The sequence below is a fragment of the Vibrio sp. PNB23_22_6 genome (assembly GCF_052877535.1).
Genome location: NZ_JBNFXP010000030.1, coordinates 26,716 through 45,138 on the forward strand (window position 1 = coordinate 26,716; position 18,423 = coordinate 45,138).

Genomic DNA, 18,423 nt, shown 5'->3' on the forward strand with positions numbered 1-18,423 from the left:
CACTTTCTAGCCAACCTCGCAATGAGGTTGGCTATTTCGCCTACTGTGCGTCACTCTTGGTACGCTGAGTTTTCTTCGGCTTACTGTGTGGCTTTTTCTTACGTGCTTTCTTCACCTTAGGCTTTTTGTCCGCCTCAGTTTCACCGAGTTTTTGGCCATCGCGTTTGCCAGAGGTTTCACTTAGCTCTGGTCGCTTGGTTGGCTCAATCACTGGTGTCGCACGAGTGCCGCCTTTCGTAGCAGCACGTTTTTTCTCTTTTGCTTTACGCTTGGCTTCTGCTGCGCGTTTCTTCGCAGTCTTACCTTCGCCGCGTAGCTTACGACTTGTTTCGACTAATTCAAAGTCAATTTGCTTGTCATTTAGATTAACAGCAAGCACTTTGACTTTCACTGCATCACCTAAGCGGTAGATGTTACCGAAGCTTTCACCGATAAGCCTTTGACCGATAGGATCAAATTGATAGTAGTCGTTCGCTAGCGTTGAAATGTGCACCAAACCATCAATGTGCAATTCCGTCAGGCGCACAAAGAAACCAAAACTGGTCACGTTGGCAATCACACCATCAAGCTCATCACCGACGTGATCTTGCATGTATTCACACTTCAACCAATCCGCCACTTCACGCGTCGCATCATCAGCTCTGCGCTCGGTCATCGAACATTGTTCACCGTAGAAGTCCATGTCGTCAAACGAGTAGTGATACCCACCAGTTGGCGTCCAACGGTCTTGATTGCGGCCTTCTTCTTTCGCAATCAAGTATTTAATTGCGCGATGCAGCAGCAAGTCTGGGTAACGACGAATTGGCGACGTAAAGTGCGCATAACGCTTTAATGCCAAACCGAAGTGACCGGCATTATCTGCGCTATAAATCGCCTGCTTCATCGAACGCAGTAGCATGGTTTGGATCAGCTCTTTATCCTGACGCTCAGCAATTTGTTTCACCAAGTCCGCGTAATCCGTTGGCGAAGGTTCTAAACCACCGCCTAAGTTTAGACCCAGTTCGCCAAGAAAATCACGGAAGCCTTGCAAACGCAATTCACCCGGAGATTCGTGAATGCGATATAGCGCCGGCTCTTTAGCTTTTTCCACCAGCGATGCCGAAGCCACGTTGGCCATGATCATACACTCTTCAATGATCTTGTGTGCGTCGTTACGAATCACAGGTTCGATGCTTTCAATCTTACGATCAGCATTAAAGATGAACTTCGCTTCCACCGTTTCAAATTCAATCGCACCACGGTTATCACGCGCGTCTTTTAGTACTTTGTACATGGCGTGCAATTCCTCAAGGTGTGGCACTTGCGCGTGATAACGCATGCGTAGCTCTTCATCACCCTCTAGGATCGCCCCCACTTTGTTGTAAGTCAGACGAGCGTGCGAGTTCATCACTGCTTCGTAATGCTTGTACCCCGATAGCTTCCCTGTTTCGGAGATGGTCATTTCACAAACCATACATAAGCGATCCACTTGTGGATTGAGTGAACACAGGCCGTTCGATAATACCTCTGGCAACATAGGTACAACTTGTGAAGGGAAATACACTGAGTTACCACGGTTAATCGCTTCTTTATCAAGCGCAGTGTCTGGTCGCACGTAGTAACTGACATCAGCAATGGCTACCCATAAGCGCCAACCGCCGCCCTTCTTCTTCTCACAGTAAACCGCATCATCGAAATCACGAGCGTCTTCACCATCGATGGTAACAAGCGGCAATTCACGCAAGTCAACACGGCCAACTTTGGCTTCTTCTGGCACTTCCTCGCCTAAGTTAACGATCTGCTTGTCGACCGCTTCTGGCCACTCGTGTGGAATTTGATGGGTACGAATTGCGACTTGAGTTTCCATACCCGGCGCCATATTTTCGCCAAGTACTTCAACCACTTTACCCATCATTCCGCGCGAACGAGAGCCACGGTCGGTCACTTCAATCACAACCACATTACCCATACGAGCTCCAGATTTGTGCTCATTTGGGATCAGAATATCTTGGCTAATGCGAGAATCATCCGGTACAACGTATGAGTAGCCATATTCCAGGAAGAAGCGACCAACAATCTGAGTATTACGCTCTTCCAATACACGCACTAAGCGACCTTCACGACGACCACGCTTGCTGTTATCGGTTGGCTGAACCAACACAAAGTCACCATGGATAATGTTCTTCATTTGGTGATGCGGCAGCACAATGTCATCATCCTTGCCGACACTGCCTTCTGGACGAACCCAACCGTGACCATCTTTGTGGCCAATCACATAACCTTTCACCATTTCGAGCTTTGCTGGTAGCGCATAGCACTGACGACGCGTAAACACGAGCTGACCATCACGCTCCATTGCACGCAGTCTACGGCGCAAGCCTTCGTATTGTTCTTCACCTTCAAGTTTCAGCGCTTCAAACAAATCATTACGATTCATTGGTACGCCAGCTTGTTCAAGAAACTCAATGATGAACTCTCTGCTTGGGATTGGGTTTTCGTAATTCTTGGACTCACGATCTGCGAACGGATCGTTTGGAATATTGTCTGACATAGGCGTGCCTATCTAGCAAGGAAGGTATAGAGCTAGTATATCCGAGTCTCAGGATAAGCTACAGAATTGCTTTGAAAAAAGAATGTTCAAGAAAAGATTTAAGACTCGAAAATAAGGCTAAGGACGAGTAAGCAAGATCAGCAGCTCGGCATTGTCACTAAGCAGCTCTTCGATAGTGCAAGTATCCAACTCAGCAAGAAACGCCATTTTCGCTTTCGCCAACTTATCTTTCAAACGACAAGCTGGCGTAATATGGCAAAACTCAACACCACAATTGACCAAATCTAATGGCTCTAGATCACGCACCACACCGCCAACGGTAATGTCTGCTGCTGGCTTCATCAAACGAATTCCACCGTTCTTTCCACGCACAGTATGAACATAGCCGAGCTGACCTAAACGGTTGATCACTTTAACCATGTGGTTACGTGACACCCCAAATAAGTCGGTTACTTCAGTAATATTCGTCAACTCATCTTTTGGCAGTGAAGCCAAGTAAATCAAGGTTCTTAGCGCGTAGTCGGTGAAACTGGTTAACTGCATGTTGCGATCCTCTTTAATTAATGAGTGTAAATCTTTTCTTGATTAAAAGATACATTTGAGATACAACTTTAAACATGCATTATAAATATAACTTTAGATGGGAAGACATTATGCTCAGCAATCAAACTATTGAAATAGTGAAAGCAACGGCGCCACTTCTTGCAGAAACTGGCCCAAAACTCACCGCACACTTTTACGATAGAATGTTCACCCATAACCCTGAGTTGAAAGATATTTTCAACATGAGCAATCAGCGCAATGGTGACCAACGAGAAGCGCTATTTAATGCCATCTGCGCCTACGCGACTAACATCGATAACCTGCCTGCACTGCTAGGCGCGGTAGAAAAAATCGCTCATAAACACACCAGCTTTTTAATTACTGAAGATCAGTACCAAATCGTCGGTAAACACCTGCTTGCTACCATTGATGAATTGTTCTCTCCTGGTCAGGAAGTGATTGATGCATGGGCAGAAGCATACGGTGTGCTCGCGAACGTATTCATTCAACGTGAAGAGCAAATCTACCAAGAAAACGCCGCACTTCAAGGTGGTTGGCGTGGTCTGCGTGAGTTTGAGTTGGTGGGCAAGCAACTTGAGAGTGAAAGCATCTGTAGCTTTGTTTTCAAACCAACCGATGGTGAAGTGGTTTCTGAATACAAACCGGGTCAATACCTCGGTATCTACATCAACAGTGATAAGTTCGACAGCCAAGAGATTCGCCAATACAGCCTATCTTCTGCGGTTCAAAAGAACACTTACCGTATCTCGGTAAAACGTGAACAAGGCGGTAAAGTATCGAATTTCCTGCATGATGAGCTAAACATCGGCGATAAAGTACAACTTGCGGCACCTGCGGGTGATTTCTTTATGGATGTAGACGCGACGACTCCAGTTGTTTTGGTTTCGGCAGGTGTGGGGGTAACTCCAACTCTATCGATGCTCGAGAGCCTTGCTGAGCATCAAGCGCCCGTGACTTGGGTACACGCGGCAGAAAACGGTCAGCAGCACGCATTTAAACAGCACGTAAACCAACTAGTGAGTGCAAAAGACAACATGAACTCGCTGATTTGGTACAACCAGCCAACCGCAGAAGACAAGATCGGTGAAGACTTTCACTTCACTGGCTTGGTGAATCTAAATGAGATAGAAGTGGCGCTGAAGCAAGACAACGTGCAGGTGTACTTCTGCGGCCCTGTCGGCTTTATGCAGCATGTCGCGAAGCAGTTGCTTGAGTTAGGCGTCCCTCAAGGGCAATTCCATTACGAGTGTTTTGGTCCACACAAAGTCGTATAACTATTAGTGCTGTCTTGAAAACAACAAAGCCCACATGATGTGGGCTTTGTTGTATGAAGTTATCAGCGTTTTTAACCGAACTGCTTACCAGAAGGTATCACGTCGCTTTGCGCGTGCGATGATGTTTTGCGGCATTCGCTGCTCTAAGCCATTTCTTAGTACCGCGATACGTTTATGCTGTCTCTTATCCGCCGTTACCGAGTTATACAACCAACGGTAAGCATCTTCGTAATCAATCGGACTGCCGTAATCACGCAGCAATAACTCAGCAAGATGAATACGCGCATTTAGATTGCCCATCGCTGCGGCTTCACGCAGGTAAGGGATTGCACGTTCCTTGTCTTGTTGAACTAACGTACCACGAGAATAGTAACGCCCAAGCTGCTCTAATGCTGCTGGCAAGCCTTGGTGCGCGGCATTTTCCATGTAGTAAAGGCCGAGTTCAACGTCTTGCTCTACACAGACGCCCCACGCCAGCATATCACCGTAAAGGAATTCATAAGACGGCAAATTAATGCGCGTCGCACGTGCTACGATGTCTTCCACCAACTGGCAGTTATCAGCGCGCACGCGTTGTAAGTGCTTATTCTGTTCAATAAGCGTAATCAACTCTGCTTCGGTGTAGATAGGAACTGGCGCACCCACATCGGCAATATTAGCTTCAACCGAGGTTGCACTTAGCATCAATAACAGTGAAGCAGCCACTGCCCGTAACTTCATAAATGTACTCTTTAAGGTATCGAAGAAACCAAAGATCGGCGAAGGATCTCCTCTGCTTGATAACCTTATCGGCAAAAGGCTGTTAATCTTTAGGCAAATTTTGCCTCTTTCCTAAGCTTAACGGCAACAGCTTGCCACATCGAGTCTATTTTCCCCACGAATGAAGCTAACTCACAGAGACAAAAAAGCCGACTTTAAAGTCGGCTTTTACAATCTCTACCGAGTATCGATTAAGCACCAAATGGGTGAACTTTAATGATAGTTTCGTTACGGTCTGGGCCTGTTGAGATAATGTCTACTGGCACGCCAGTTAGCTCTTCGATACGTTTGATGTAATCTAGAGCGGCTTGTGGAAGCGCATCTAGAGATTTAGCACCGAATGTGTTCTCAGACCAACCAGGCATCGTTTCGTAGATTGGCGTTACTTTTTCGTACTCATCAGCTGCCATTGGCGAAACTTCTAGTACAGAACCATCTTCCATCTTGTAACCAGTACAGATTTTTAGCTCTTCTAGACCATCTAGTACGTCTAGTTTAGTTAGACAGAAACCAGTAACAGAGTTAATTTGGATTGCACGACGCATCGCAACAGCATCGAACCAACCTGTACGACGTAGACGACCCGTTGTTGCACCAAACTCATGGCCAACAGTACCAAGGTGCTTACCTACTGGATCCTGCTTGTCTAAACCATCGTATAGCTCAGTTGGGAATGGACCTGCACCAACGCGAGTACAGTAAGCTTTCGCGATACCAAGGATGTAACCTAGGTGACGAGGACCAAAACCAGAACCGGCAGCAACACCACCAGCGGTTGTGTTAGAAGAAGTTACGTACGGGTAAGTACCGTGGTCGATATCTAGCAGAGTACCTTGTGCACCTTCGAACATGATCTTGTCACCGCGCTTACGTGCTGCGTCTAGTTCGTCAGTTACGTCCATAACCATAGAAGTAAGTAGTTCAGCGTAGCCTTTCGCTTGCTCAAGTACTTCTTCGTAGCTTACTGCGTCTGCTTTGTAGTAGTTCACTAGAGCGAAGTTATGGTATTCCATCACTTCTTTTAGTTTCTCAGCGAATGCTTCCATATCGAATAGGTCGCCAACGCGTAGACCACGACGAGCAACTTTATCTTCGTACGCAGGACCGATACCACGGCCAGTCGTACCAATCGCTTTTTTACCACGAGCAATTTCACGCGCTTGGTCTAGCGCAACGTGATAAGGAAGAATGAGAGGGCATGCTTCAGAAATGAAAAGACGTTCGCGAACAGGAATACCGCGCTCTTCAAGAGGTTTCATTTCTTTAATTAGAGCTTCAGGTGATAGTACAACACCGTTACCGATAACGCATTTTACGTTATCGCGAAGGATACCTGATGGAATTAAGTGAAGAACGGTTTTTTCACCGTCAATTACAAGTGTGTGACCTGCATTGTGACCGCCTTGGTAGCGCACCACGTATTTTGCATCTTCAGTTAAAAGGTCTACGATTTTACCTTTACCTTCGTCACCCCATTGGGTGCCTAGAACGACTACGTTATTTCCCATCTTTCCAAGTCTGATTGCTAGTTAAAAAAGGATTTTAGCACCGAATCCCCCTTCTTGCAGTCATTTTTTGTTCAGAGAGTCAGTACTAGAATGCAATTTCGCCGACATTGCGCATTTCACACCCCCCATATCACTGATAATATTTACTTTTCTTAAATCGACTAAGGTTCACTATGTCAGAGTCTATTTGGCTAGCGGTTGGGCTAGTATTGATCGTGGAAGGGATTGGCCCACTTATTGCGCCAAATGGTTGGCGTAACATGGTGGCACAATTGAGTGAACAGCCAGACAACCAACTTCGACGTATTGGAGGTTGCCTTGTGGTTGCAGGAACAATCATTGCGGTCATGATGAGCTAACCACCGAAACAACTACTATGTTCTCAGCCGATACAAAAAAGGCTCCTAACAGGAGCCTTTTTGATTTAAAGACACGCTTATTCGACTTTAGCGCCTTGCGCATTGTTCATGTACTGGAAGAACTCGCTGTTCGGATCCAGAACAAGAATGTCGCTCTTAGAGCTGAACGATTTCTCATAAGCCTTCAAAGAACGTAAGAAGCTAAAGAATTCAGGATCTTTGCTGTACGCATCGGCGTAAATCTTCGCCGCTTCTGCATCTGCTGCACCGCGTGTTACACGAGCGGTTTTATCCGCTTCTGCCAGAATCGTTGCCACTTCAAGCTCTGCTTGTGCGCGGATAACTTCGGCTTTCTCACGGCCTTGAGAGCGATGCTTACGTGCTACAGACTCTCGCTCGGCACGCATACGACGGTAGATTGATTCACTAATCTCATCTGGAAGGTTGATCTTCTTCATACGGAAGTCAACGATGCGAACACCCAAGTCTTTCATTGCGCTTCCACGCGTGTCTTTCAACACTTCAGACATGATTAGATCACGCTCACCATCGATTTCCAATGCCTCACGTGCCGCTTCACTATTCAGTTCATCGCTATCTAGATCGTCTGGCAATACGTCAGTGTTACGTGGACCAGACACGATCTGTTTGATGTCACGAGAACCGATTTCTGAACGAAGCACGTCCGTCACTTTACGCTCCAAAAGCGCTTCAGCAGTCAGTGTATTGCCGCCACCTGTCGCTAGGTAGTAACGTCCGAAATCTTCGATACGCCACTTCACGTAGGTATCAATGATTACGTCTTTTTTCTCCGCAGTTACGAAACGGTCAGCACGGCCATCCATGGTTTGGATACGCGCATCTAACTGCTTAACGCGGTCAAATAGTGGCATTTTGAAATGCAGACCCGGCTCGTAGATACGAGTGATATCGTTATTGTCTTTCAATACACGACCAAATCGAACCACGATACCACGCTCACCTTCAGGGATAACGAATAGTGACATCAACATTAATGCCAGTGCGATGACCAGTACAGGGATCATTAACTTACGCATTCTTAGTATCTCCCTTGACGTGAATCTGTTGAACGAGACTGCGTACTCGAAGTGTCTTGGTTCGGGCGTTCAGACTCAAGTTGAATATGATCGTACGCTGAAGAAGACTTCGATTTACGTTTGGTGTCTGTTTGACCTTCCCCCGTCAACTTATCAATTGGTAGGTAAAGCAGATTGCCGCTCGATTCAGAGTCAATGAGCACTTTAGAAGTGCTTGAGTAAACCTCTTCCATGGCATCAATGTACAGACGGTCACGAGTAACGCCAGGTGCCGCTTGGTATTCAGGCAGTAGTTTTTCAAACTGCGCCACTTGACCAAGAGCTTCGTTGGTTACACGCTCGTTGTAACCTTGCGCTTCTTTCTTCAAACGCTCAGCACGACCTGTTGCCTTCGGCAAGATTTCGTTCTTGTACGCTTCGGCTTCACGGATGAAACGTTCTTCATCCTCACGTGCAGCGATAGCGTCATCAAACGCATCTTTTACTTGCTCTGGCGGACGTGCAGACTGGAAGTTCACGTCAACAATCACGATGCCCATATCGTAGCTATCAATGATTTGATTCAGTGTTTCTTGCGTCGTTTGACGGATTTGCTGACGGCCACTGGTTAAGATGCTATCCATTAGTGAGTCACCAATGACCGCACGTAACGCCGAATCTGTTGCTTGACGCAAGCTGTCATCAGCATTGGTTACGCGGTATAGGTATTTGTATGGGTCAGCAACACGGTATTGAACGTCCATCGCGACGGTTACTACGTTTTCATCTTTAGTCAGCATTAGACCAGATGCACGTAGCGAACGAATCGCCTGCACGTTTACAGCCGTCACTTCGTCAATAAAGCGAGGACGCCAGTTCAGACCGGGATCGACGATACGATCGTACTTTCCTAAACGCAAAACCACACCGCGCTCTGCTTCACCGATGGTGTAAAAACCAGCGAAGAACCACACCGCAATCGCAATAAGTGCAATGATGCCGAAGCCAATCGCACTACCGCCACCGCCGATAGGTGAACTACCGCCGCCTTTTTTACCAAACTTACCACCCAGCTTTTGACTCAGTTTGCTGAACACTTCATCTAAATCTGGCGGACCTTGATCTCGGCCACCAGGACGCTGGCCACCACGATTATTATTACCCCAAGGGTCATTATCGCGGCCATTGTTGCCGTTGTTATTTCCAGGCTCATTCCACGCCATTAGAAAGCTCCATCATTTGATATGACGTTATACTGTAGCAGTCCTTTAAGTGACTATAAAGTCGACTAAAACTGCCCCTTCTCTTTTTTCAAGTCTAGACCAATCTACTTGCTGCATTCGAATATCGATCAACAAGTTACCTTCCTGGTCATACTCCTCACGTTGAATACACTTCATTTGGAAGAATGTACTACGGAATCGTCCTTGATACTGTGGAGGAATTCTCAACTGATACTCAACGATTTGCGACGCTAAACGTTCTGTCAGCGCATCAAACAGGAGATCAATACCTATCCCTTCCATAGCAGAAACCCAAACGGTGCGAGGAAGGCCTTCCTCATCACGATCTATACGTGGTTTTTGCTCTTCTAGATTGTCAATCTTGTTCATGACGACGAGCGTTGGCACTTCATGTGCCTCGATCTCTTCTAAAACTTCATGAACAGCTTGAATATTCTCACGAAAACGCTCATCACTGGCATCAACAACATGTAACAAAATGTCAGCTTCTTGCGTTTCCTGCAACGTTGCTTTGAAGGCCGCAACCAAATCGTGAGGCAGATGTCGGATAAATCCAACGGTATCAGCAAGAATTGCAGACCCAACATCGGCTAACTCAATCTTACGTAACGTAGGGTCAAGAGTTGCAAACAGTTGATCTGCCGCGTAAACGCCAGCTTCCGTAATACAGTTGAAAAGTGTCGACTTACCCGCGTTGGTGTAACCGACGAGAGAAATCGTTGGGATTTCAGCTCGATTTCGGGCACGACGTCCCTGTTCACGCTGCTTTGCCACTTTATCTAAACGACGAAGGATAGCTTTAATTCTGTCACGCAATAGTCGGCGGTCAGTTTCTAACTGAGTTTCACCCGGCCCTCGTAGACCAATACCGCCTTTCTGCCTTTCAAGGTGCGTCCAACCACGAATTAAACGAGTAGAAATGTGTCGAAGTTGAGCCAACTCTACTTGCAGCTTACCTTCGTGTGTTCGTGCTCGCTGAGCAAAGATGTCAAGGATAAGACCAGTGCGATCGAGAACTCGACATTGGCACAGTTTTTCGAGGTTACGTTCTTGGGCAGGAGAGAGGGAGTGATTAAAAATCACTATTTCAGCACCCGTCAATTGTACCGCAGTAGCAATTTCTTGTGCCTTACCCTCTCCGACATAGTATTTCGGGTGAGGGGAGCGACGGCTACCAGTGACAACTTGCAGCGTCTCTACCCCTGCAGAAGACACCAGCATTTCGAATTCAGCCAGATCTTCCCATTCACCTTCTTGCGTGAAGTTGATATGAACAAGTACGGCTCGCTCACCGGATTCATAACGGTCAAACAAGCAATCAACTCCTTATTGTAAAAATACGAAATGAAGAATTAATCTTCAGATTTCTCTTGTGGACGATCACTTTGAGGACGATCACCACTGTGATGGCTCACTGGACGAGCCGGAACAACGGTAGAGATTGCGTGCTTGTACACCATTTGATTTACCGTGTTTTTCAACAGGATCACGAACTGATCGAATGATTCGATCTGACCTTGTAGTTTAATACCGTTTACCAGGTAAATAGATACCGGAATACGCTCACGACGTAGCGCATTTAGGAATGGGTCTTGTAGAGATTGCCCCTTAGCCATTTTATTTTCCTTATTTAATTTGTAGTTGTAATTATTTAGCTAGTGGTGCAATGCAAAAGGCACTTCTTTTTGCATCAGAGCTAAACGAATCAAAAAAGCACTCTAATTAATTAGCAGCATAATATAAAAACCGCCAACAACCGATCCTTTGAGAGTGCGTTCACGCCAAAACGATCACATTATACACAGCAATGTCAATCAGATGCTATCGCTTCTGACATGGTTGCCAGTGCCTGTTCAATGTTGCCGCTATCCAACCAAGTTAAATCATTCCAGCTGCGTAACCAGGTGATTTGTCGCTTGGCCAATTGACGAGTTGCACATACGCCACGAAAAATCGCTTCGTCTCGTGTACACTCCCCGTCTAAATACTCCCACATCTGCCTGTAACCCACGCAGCGAATAGAAGGTAGATCTGGGTGAAGATCATCACGCGCATAAAGCACTTTCATCTCATCTTCAAAACCAGCAGCCATCATTTTCTCGAAACGCAGTTCAATTCGACGGTGAAGTTCAGCCCTATCCTTGGGAGCTATTGCAAACTGTTTAACTCGGAACGGCAGGCTATCGCCTTTCGTTTGAGTCAACTCAGTCAGAGTCTGACCTGAAATACGAAAAACTTCTAACGCCCTAGACAAACGCTGAGGATCGTTAGGATGGATTCTCGCTGCTGATACAGGATCAATCTCTTTTAGTTCATCGTGCAACACTGACCAACCTTTAGTCAATGCCTCTTGCTCAATTTGCTGACGAATTTCAGAGTTTGCTGCTGGAAGAGGTGATAAACCTTCAAGTAATGCCTTGTAATACAGCATCGTACCACCAACCAGTAGCGGAATTTTTCCTTCAGCAACAATCTCATTCATCGCCTGCAGCGCGTCACGACGGAAATCTGCAGCAGAGTAAGACTCACTCGGATCCAAGATATCGATAAGGCGATGTGGCGCTAAACTAAGCTCACGCTCATCTGGCTTGGCGGTGCCGATGTCCATCCCTTTGTAGATCAACGCGGAGTCCACGCTGATGATCTCAACTGGGTATTTTTGACGCAGGCGTATCGCCAGCTCAGTCTTACCTGATGCGGTTGGCCCCATTAAGAAAAGAGCCAAAGGTAGTTTGTCTGTCATGGTTTTAATTTGGCAATCGTGGCAGAGAAATCAACAGCTGATACAAACTTTGTATCTTCTAATGGCAATAGACCATGTCGTAGCTGTTCAAGTTCCGCAATAATTTGAATGGCTTCAGAGAGAGTATAGTGGCTCTTAACCGTTGTAACCTGCATAGCAAGCCAATCGATAAGATCCGGCAGCATCTGGGCTGTTGCCACCTCTTCCTTCATACGTGTTTGCGCGTAAGATAACAGATCTGGTATCAAGTTTTGTAAGTTTTGTTGACGTAACGGTGCTGGCATACCCATCACCATCAAGGCTTTGTCATTTCTGGCTTTCAGTTGGATACCAAGCTGAGCAAAATCTTGTTGGAAATCTTGGGCTAACTTAATCAATCCAGAATCCAACTTCACCGATAATGGCACCAATAGCGGTTGAGCCTTCAACGCCCCATCACTCGGAGTGAGCTGCCCTTGGGTTCGGTAAAACTCCGCTCTTGGCAATGCCACTAAAGCCGCACCGCTATCGCTGTTCATCAAGACAAACCGTTCATCCACGATGGCTAATGCTTTGCCTAATGCCATTACTGGTGAAGGCAGAGCCTCAGAGCGAGGAGCCATGTCTGTCAACGACGGTGTCTGCTTCGATTCAAAATCTGGTGTTTGCAGTAATTCATGATAAGCGCGCACTTCTTGTTTACTTGGTGCGGGCTCAGCATGTCGCTGCTCTTTGTTTGAGTTCGGTTTAGGCGCTGGTTTGGACTCTATCCAATCAGTTCGTTTGAAAGAGTCCGTCACGCGCGCTTCCCGCACTGAGGAATCACTTAGAGGACGATCGCAAGGTTTCGCTTCGTAGTCCGAGCGTCCCGGATAGGCTGGTGTGTTATCTATCGCTTGATAGACACGCTCTGGTACTGGTGAACTTGTTTGCTCCGGTGCACTGGCTGGTTCAGGAGTTGGAACCATTGTCTCAAACGGCTCTACTGACTCAGCATGGTGGAACGCAGATTCGTTGACGTGTGGCTTATCAATCACTGAGCTTTGCACAAGGGCATCAGCCAGTGCTTGATAAATAAAATCGTGCACCAGTCGCGCTTGATGAAAGCGTACTTCATGCTTCGCTGGATGAACGTTCACGTCCACTTGGTGTGGGTCAAGTTCGATAAACAAGACATACGCTGCAAACTGATCCGGTTTTAAGCTGGTTTCATAGCTTTGACGAATCGCATGATTGATCAGCTTGTCACGCATCATGCGGCCATTTACATAGCAGTATTGTAGATCGCTCTGCTGCCTCGCTCCTTCCGGTGTCGTAATCCAGCCATGCAACTTGAGCCCTTGGTGCTCCAACTCAATACGTAGCATATTACGTACAAAGCCATTGCCACACACTGCAGCGATACGCTTTTCAGTCTGAAGCTGATTTTTTGCCGCACGATATTGGCGGATCATTTTGCCGTTGTGACGAACATTGATCGTGACATCAAAACGACTCAAAGCAATACGTTTCAATAACTCATCAATATGAGCGAACTCTGTTTTTTCAGTGCGCAAGAATTTTCGACGGGCAGGTGTGTTGAAGAACAGATCTAACACTTCAACTGAGGTACCAATTGGGTGTGCGCTTGGTTGTAACTTTACTTGCATATCACGCCCTTCAGAATAGGCGCTCCACGCCTGATCTTGCGTCGCGGGTCGAGAAGTCATCGTCAAACGTGATACCGAGCTGATACTCGCCAGCGCTTCGCCACGGAAGCCTAAGCTCATAATCGCTTCCAGGTCATCCAGGGTATGGATCTTCGATGTTGCGTGACGACTGAGCGCCAAGCCTAACTCATCTTTCACAATCCCTTTACCATTATCGCGCACGCGAATCAGCTTAGCGCCACCTTTCTCTATATCAATGTCGATACGTGTTGCGCCCGAATCAAGACTGTTTTCTACCAGCTCTTTCACGACAGAAGCAGGCCTTTCAACCACCTCTCCTGCCGCGATTTGGTTTGCCAGTCTAGCTGGCAAAATCTTAATGGTCATGATGAGTTATAAGCTCACTTACTTATTAGGGATAATTAGCTCTTGTCCTACGGCTAGCTCGTCAGAAGGTAAGTTATTTGCCTTACGGATACTCGATACGCTCACACCATATTTTGAGGCAATCTTACCAAGGTATTCTCCACGCGCCACTTTATGCTTACGGATTGGCTTGTCTTTCACCGCAACGGTGATCTTGAGTTTCTGACCGACTCGAAGCGTATCTGATTTCAGATTGTTCTCGCGGCGAATATCCGCAATCTTCACTTTATAGTGGCTAGCAATCTTACCTAGGAACTCACCCGATTTAACCGTGTGAGTGATGGTCTCTGTTTCTACCGTGTTTGCTTTGTTCGGAATTGATACCGCGGCGGCAGCGCCCCCAGGGATATTCAATTTCTGACCAACAGCTAAGCCACTCGATTTTAGCTTGTTCTCACTCATGATCGCTTTGGTTGACGTTCCGTATTTTTGTGCAATCACAGAGAGCGACTCACCCCGTTTCACGGTATGAACGATTGGCTTTGCCGACGACGAAAATACCGTCCCTTCTGGCGGGTTATCTTTCAGGTATTTCACAACCGCTTTGGTAATCGAACGTGCCAACTTGTCTTGATGCGAACGCTGGAACAGTAGCTTCTCTTCCGTCGGATTTGAAATAAAGCCGGTTTCAACCAGAACCGATGGGATCTGCGGAGAACGTAACACCGCTAGGCTGGTGTTTATCGGTTTTGAGTTGTGCAAACGCGCTACTTTACCCATCTCTCCTAAAATCTCCGTTGCTAGTTTGTAGCCTTCTTTTTGTGAATGGCTAAACTGCAAATCCAACAACGTTTGGTTTACGTTACGATCACTGGTATTACTAACAAATGCCGTACCTGAACCACCCAGCAACTCCGATTGCTTCTCATGGTTCTCTACCCAACGAGAAATCTCCGTGTTTGCCCTACGTGTATTTAACACAAACACCGATCCTCCGCGCGGTTGTGGCGAGGTAAAGGCGTCCGCATGGATAGAAATCAACAAGTGGGCGTCATTCTCTCGAGCTATCGCCACTCGGCGGTTAAGATTGACAAAGTAATCCCCTTTACGCGTCATTCTGGTTTTGATCCCAGGAACGGAATCAAGCTGCGCTGCGATCTTGCGAGAAATGCTTAACACGGCATCTTTTTCATACTTACGACGCGATGGACCGATTGAACCAGGATCTTCACCACCATGACCAGGATCGATAACAATCAAAATTTCCTGTGCACGTTGCACCGTGCTCATATCTTTACTTGTTGTAGACGGCTTCGTCGGCTTGGTGGTGCTCGATGCATTATTGCCGTGCGACAAATCCACCACAAGACGGTGACCATATCGGCCGCCTGGTGTTGGGCTAAGCTTAAACAGCTCCGCCTTTACACCCTTTTTAAGTTCAAATACCAAACGGTAAGTATTTTTGTTTGGTGGTGAGCTCTTACGAACTCGCTTTAATACCGGACTATCGGTCACCGAAACGGGCAACTGAGCTTGCATTGATGTGTCTTTAAGATCCACAACCAAACGATCAGGACTCGACAACGAAAAATAAGAATAGTCTGCTTCGGAGCTTAAATCGATAACGACACGAGTCTCATCAGGTGAAGGCCAGACTCGGAAGTTTTTAACAACGTTAGCAAACGCTAAATTGGGGATGATAAGGAGAAAAGTGGCGACGAATGCCACCACTGACCTAAAATTCGAAATACTCAACATAACTCCAATTGACTGAGTAACTGCACACCATATTCATTGTTCGCCGTTAATTCGGCTATACGCTGCTCGCCCTGGTAGCGAATATCCACATCAAGATCAGGTTGTGGCAACAGGCCATGCCCTTTTTCTGGCCATTCAACCAAGCAAATCGCATCATCAGTAAAGTAATCTCGAATACCCATAAATTCGAGTTCTTCAGGATCCGCAAGACGATAAAGATCAAAATGGTACACTTGCCACTTATCTAGCTGATAAGGCTCAACTAAAGTATAGGTTGGACTTTTAACATTGCCTTGATGACCAAGAGCACGGACAAAACCACGGCTAAACGTCGTTTTACCTGCACCCAAATCGCCATGCAGATAAATCGTGGTTTGTTGAGAACAAAGCTGAGCCAATGCGGTACCTAATGCGACCGTTTCGTGCTCATCTTTTAAGTGAAATTGTTTCGTGCTCATTATTGCTTCTCTAACTATTGATCGTTGACTATATAAAAATCAAAAGAACAGGAATAGTAAACTGTGTTGGTTTTGAGAGACAAGCTCTCAAATGTCATATATGCGAAAAAAGTAATCAAATAGACCAAAACACAACTCATTAACTCAATACTAAAATCAAGTCTAGACGCTTGGTTTAGCAACAATGAATTGACTCGTTTGCGATCCAGTAACCCAATACAGCCTCTCTGTTCCATATCACGCAACTTAGAAGTCACTCACTGCCCCTAAGCTAACCTAGGATGAGTCCATACTAAACAACAAAACTAGACTTTCTGGTAGCACCTGCAAATAAGATCCGTTAAGATCCGGCCCCCTTTATCTCGGTGATAAAATATGAACTACGAACAACTCGCACAACAAATTAAAATTTGGGGAAAAGAGCTTGGCTTTCAAAAAGTCGGCATCTGCGATGTTGATCTTAGTGAACATGAGGTCGCGCTACAAAATTGGCTCGACTCTGGTTACCACGGTTCAATGGACTGGATGGCTCGTCATGGTATGATGCGCGCCAGACCCGCGGAGTTATTACCGGGAACGGTTCGTGTTATCAGCGTGCGAATGGACTACCTGCCACCAGAGGCCAAATTTGCTTCTAACCTAGCAAACAAAAACCACGCATACATCAGTCGCTATGCCTTGGGCCGCGATTACCACAAGTTGGTAAGAAAACAGCTCAATAAATTAGGCAAGCTCATTGAGCAAGAGGCCGGTCAATACGGCTACCGTCCATTTGTCGATTCGGCTCCAATCCTTGAGCGTCCATTAGCTCAAAAAGCAGGATTAGGCTGGACGGGAAAACACTCGCTTATCTTAGATAAAGACTGTGGTTCATGGTTTTTTCTTGGAGAGCTACTGATTGATTTACCGCTGCCTGTCGACCAACCTAGCGTCGATCACTGTGACAAATGTAAAGCCTGCATCACCTCATGCCCAACGCAGGCCATCGTCGAAGATAAAATCGTGGATGCTCGACGTTGTATCTCTTACCTCACCATTGAATTTGATGGTGTCATCCCAGAAGAATTCCGTAAGCCAATGGGTAACCGCATTTATGGCTGTGACGATTGCCAGCTAGTGTGCCCTTGGAATCGTGATGCTGAGATTACCAAGCAGAACGACTTCCATCGCAGAGAGGGTTTTGAAGACCCAGACTTAATCACAATGTTCAATTGGGATGAAGCAACCTTCCTCAAACAGATGGAAGGTTCTGCCATCCGTCGAATTGGGCACGAACAATGGCTGCGTAATATTTCTATCGCACTAGGGAACGCAGAGTACAGCCAAAAAATCATTGAAGCACTAGAAAGTAGGCGCGGTGAAAGTAAGTTACTTGATGAGCATGTTGAATGGGCACTAGCTCAGCAACTCAACCAAGTGCCATTTAATCAATCTGACCCTATCGAAATAAAGAAAAAACGTTTAATCCGAATCGTTGAAAAGGGTCTAGCGAGAGACGCGTAGTACTTAGCCTATATACAAGAAATTGAAAACACTTTTCGCATATTCAATTCATGATGCTGTTCTCAATTCCGCAATGTGGAAAAAAGAAAAGTACCCTAGTTAAAATGGGTTACAGAAAAAAGTTAAACACAACTTCAAGAAATGACTAGGATCAAGAAAAAACAAAATAATGATCCTATTTTAACGTATTCGATCCGAACAAAAGGCAGCATTATTGCTATATAACAATAACTTAAGAGAAAAAATAATGTACGCTAAACTTCAATATAAAGAAAGGATCTTTCTTTACCACTTCAAAAATCCAATCTGAGAACACTTTATCAACTGACTTATCCACAGAACAAGATATGTGGATAACTCTGTTAATTGAATAGCTTAAAGCGCTCCGAACATCAAAATATTCACTATCAGACGAGTTTTATCATGCGCAACACACAAACGAAATCGTCCGACATCGAAAGATGCGGATTATTATTGTACTTTTGGGATTCATGCTTCTCAGCATTAGGAAAAGAGCAATGAGAATTGGCTGCGACAGCCTCACTTCATCAGGCGGCGCATCAATAAACAGTTTTAGGGTATAACACTTATCAATACCCAAACTATTCTTTGAAGTTGGTTGCGGGAGCCGGATTTGAACCGACGACCTTCGGGTTATGAGCCCGACGAGCTACCAAGCTGCTCCATCCCGC

Annotated in this window: 15 protein-coding genes; 3 read left to right on the plus strand and 12 right to left on the minus strand. The window is 46.1% G+C overall.

Annotated features, from left to right (window positions below; translation table 11 throughout):
- Positions 1 to 40: 40 nt before the first annotated feature.
- On the minus strand, positions 41 to 2,530 hold the full coding sequence (gene rnr / locus ACVA54_RS17760) for a ribonuclease R (protein ID WP_099080035.1): 2,490 nt from the start codon (positions 2,528 to 2,530) through the stop codon (positions 41 to 43).
- 117 nt (positions 2,531 to 2,647) lie between these two features.
- Entirely contained in the window at positions 2,648 to 3,073 is a 426-nt protein-coding gene (gene nsrR, locus ACVA54_RS17765; protein WP_099080036.1) for a nitric oxide-sensing transcriptional repressor NsrR, read from the minus strand.
- A gap of 110 nt (positions 3,074 to 3,183) precedes the next feature.
- Here nsrR and hmpA point away from each other — a divergent pair, with 110 nt between their 5' ends.
- Positions 3,184 to 4,368, plus strand: coding sequence for an NO-inducible flavohemoprotein (gene hmpA / locus ACVA54_RS17770; protein ID WP_119464537.1), 1,185 nt, complete (start codon positions 3,184 to 3,186; stop codon positions 4,366 to 4,368).
- An 84-nt stretch (positions 4,369 to 4,452) separates the two neighbouring features.
- Here hmpA and motX read toward each other — a convergent pair whose 3' ends face one another.
- Together motX and ACVA54_RS17780 are read right to left on the minus strand one after the other, a co-directional pair.
- Positions 4,453 to 5,088 (minus strand): flagellar protein MotX, encoded by a 636-nt coding sequence (gene motX, locus ACVA54_RS17775; protein WP_099080038.1) that lies wholly within the window; start codon positions 5,086 to 5,088, stop codon positions 4,453 to 4,455.
- 230 nt (positions 5,089 to 5,318) lie between these two features.
- The gene (locus ACVA54_RS17780) at positions 5,319 to 6,635 is read right to left on the minus strand and encodes an adenylosuccinate synthase (protein WP_099080039.1); all 1,317 of its coding nucleotides are present in this window, start codon (positions 6,633 to 6,635) and stop codon (positions 5,319 to 5,321) included.
- A gap of 173 nt (positions 6,636 to 6,808) precedes the next feature.
- On the opposite strand from ACVA54_RS17780, the gene ACVA54_RS17785 reads away from it, so the two are divergent.
- On the plus strand, positions 6,809 to 6,994 hold the full coding sequence (locus ACVA54_RS17785; protein WP_446581693.1) for a DUF2065 domain-containing protein: 186 nt from the start codon (positions 6,809 to 6,811) through the stop codon (positions 6,992 to 6,994).
- Between the two features lie 77 nt (positions 6,995 to 7,071).
- On the opposite strand, the gene hflC is transcribed toward ACVA54_RS17785, so the two are convergent.
- The 8 genes from hflC to tsaE form a co-directional block, all read right to left on the minus strand.
- On the minus strand, positions 7,072 to 8,052 hold the full coding sequence (hflC, locus tag ACVA54_RS17790) for a protease modulator HflC (RefSeq protein ID WP_099080041.1): 981 nt from the start codon (positions 8,050 to 8,052) through the stop codon (positions 7,072 to 7,074).
- A gap of 2 nt (positions 8,053 to 8,054) precedes the next feature.
- Entirely contained in the window at positions 8,055 to 9,254 is a 1,200-nt protein-coding gene (gene hflK / locus ACVA54_RS17795) for an FtsH protease activity modulator HflK (RefSeq protein WP_099080042.1), read from the minus strand.
- A gap of 45 nt (positions 9,255 to 9,299) precedes the next feature.
- Positions 9,300 to 10,589: a ribosome rescue GTPase HflX gene (gene hflX, locus ACVA54_RS17800; RefSeq protein WP_099080043.1), complete on the minus strand. Its 1,290-nt coding sequence runs from the start codon at positions 10,587 to 10,589 to the stop codon at positions 9,300 to 9,302.
- Positions 10,590 to 10,627: 38 nt separating this feature from the next.
- On the minus strand, positions 10,628 to 10,891 hold the full coding sequence (hfq, locus tag ACVA54_RS17805) for an RNA chaperone Hfq (protein ID WP_099080044.1): 264 nt from the start codon (positions 10,889 to 10,891) through the stop codon (positions 10,628 to 10,630).
- Positions 10,892 to 11,085: 194 nt separating this feature from the next.
- Entirely contained in the window at positions 11,086 to 12,018 is a 933-nt protein-coding gene (gene miaA / locus ACVA54_RS17810; RefSeq protein ID WP_099080045.1) for a tRNA (adenosine(37)-N6)-dimethylallyltransferase MiaA, read from the minus strand.
- Positions 12,015 to 14,033: a DNA mismatch repair endonuclease MutL gene (gene mutL / locus ACVA54_RS17815; RefSeq protein ID WP_119464540.1), complete on the minus strand. Its 2,019-nt coding sequence runs from the start codon at positions 14,031 to 14,033 to the stop codon at positions 12,015 to 12,017. The genes miaA and mutL overlap by 4 nt, the downstream gene beginning before the upstream one ends.
- Positions 14,034 to 14,051: 18 nt before the next feature.
- Positions 14,052 to 15,770 carry an N-acetylmuramoyl-L-alanine amidase gene (locus ACVA54_RS17820; protein ID WP_446581698.1) on the minus strand — a complete coding sequence of 573 codons (1,719 nt, stop codon included), beginning with the start codon at positions 15,768 to 15,770 and terminating at the stop codon, positions 14,052 to 14,054.
- On the minus strand, positions 15,764 to 16,228 hold the full coding sequence (gene tsaE, locus ACVA54_RS17825; RefSeq protein WP_099080048.1) for a tRNA (adenosine(37)-N6)-threonylcarbamoyltransferase complex ATPase subunit type 1 TsaE: 465 nt from the start codon (positions 16,226 to 16,228) through the stop codon (positions 15,764 to 15,766). Before tsaE ends, ACVA54_RS17820 begins: the two co-directional genes overlap by 7 nt.
- Positions 16,229 to 16,603: 375 nt before the next feature.
- Between tsaE and queG the strand changes: the two genes are divergently transcribed.
- Positions 16,604 to 17,731: a tRNA epoxyqueuosine(34) reductase QueG gene (gene queG, locus ACVA54_RS17830; protein ID WP_446581700.1), complete on the plus strand. Its 1,128-nt coding sequence runs from the start codon at positions 16,604 to 16,606 to the stop codon at positions 17,729 to 17,731.
- The last annotated feature ends 692 nt before the right edge of the window (positions 17,732 to 18,423 follow it).

Excerpts from the sequence above, each read along its gene's own strand:
- hflK (WP_099080042.1), bottom strand. The coding sequence starts at position 9,254 with ATGGCGTGGAATGAGCCTGGAAATAACAACGGCAACAATGGCCGCGAT.
- ACVA54_RS17785 (WP_446581693.1), top strand. The coding sequence starts at position 6,809 with ATGTCAGAGTCTATTTGGCTAGCGGTTGGGCTAGTATTGATCGTGGAA.
- motX (WP_099080038.1), bottom strand. The coding sequence starts at position 5,088 with ATGAAGTTACGGGCAGTGGCTGCTTCACTGTTATTGATGCTAAGTGCA.
- hflC (WP_099080041.1), bottom strand. The coding sequence starts at position 8,052 with ATGCGTAAGTTAATGATCCCTGTACTGGTCATCGCACTGGCATTAATG.
- nsrR (WP_099080036.1), bottom strand. The coding sequence starts at position 3,073 with ATGCAGTTAACCAGTTTCACCGACTACGCGCTAAGAACCTTGATTTAC.
- rnr (WP_099080035.1), bottom strand. The coding sequence starts at position 2,530 with ATGTCAGACAATATTCCAAACGATCCGTTCGCAGATCGTGAGTCCAAG.
- ACVA54_RS17780 (WP_099080039.1), bottom strand. The coding sequence starts at position 6,635 with ATGGGAAATAACGTAGTCGTTCTAGGCACCCAATGGGGTGACGAAGGT.
- hfq (WP_099080044.1), bottom strand. The coding sequence starts at position 10,891 with ATGGCTAAGGGGCAATCTCTACAAGACCCATTCCTAAATGCGCTACGT.
- queG (WP_446581700.1), top strand. The coding sequence starts at position 16,604 with ATGAACTACGAACAACTCGCACAACAAATTAAAATTTGGGGAAAAGAG.
- ACVA54_RS17820 (WP_446581698.1), bottom strand. The coding sequence starts at position 15,770 with ATGTTGAGTATTTCGAATTTTAGGTCAGTGGTGGCATTCGTCGCCACT.
- tsaE (WP_099080048.1), bottom strand. The coding sequence starts at position 16,228 with ATGAGCACGAAACAATTTCACTTAAAAGATGAGCACGAAACGGTCGCA.
- miaA (WP_099080045.1), bottom strand. The coding sequence starts at position 12,018 with ATGACAGACAAACTACCTTTGGCTCTTTTCTTAATGGGGCCAACCGCA.
- mutL (WP_119464540.1), bottom strand. The coding sequence starts at position 14,033 with ATGACCATTAAGATTTTGCCAGCTAGACTGGCAAACCAAATCGCGGCA.
- hmpA (WP_119464537.1), top strand. The coding sequence starts at position 3,184 with ATGCTCAGCAATCAAACTATTGAAATAGTGAAAGCAACGGCGCCACTT.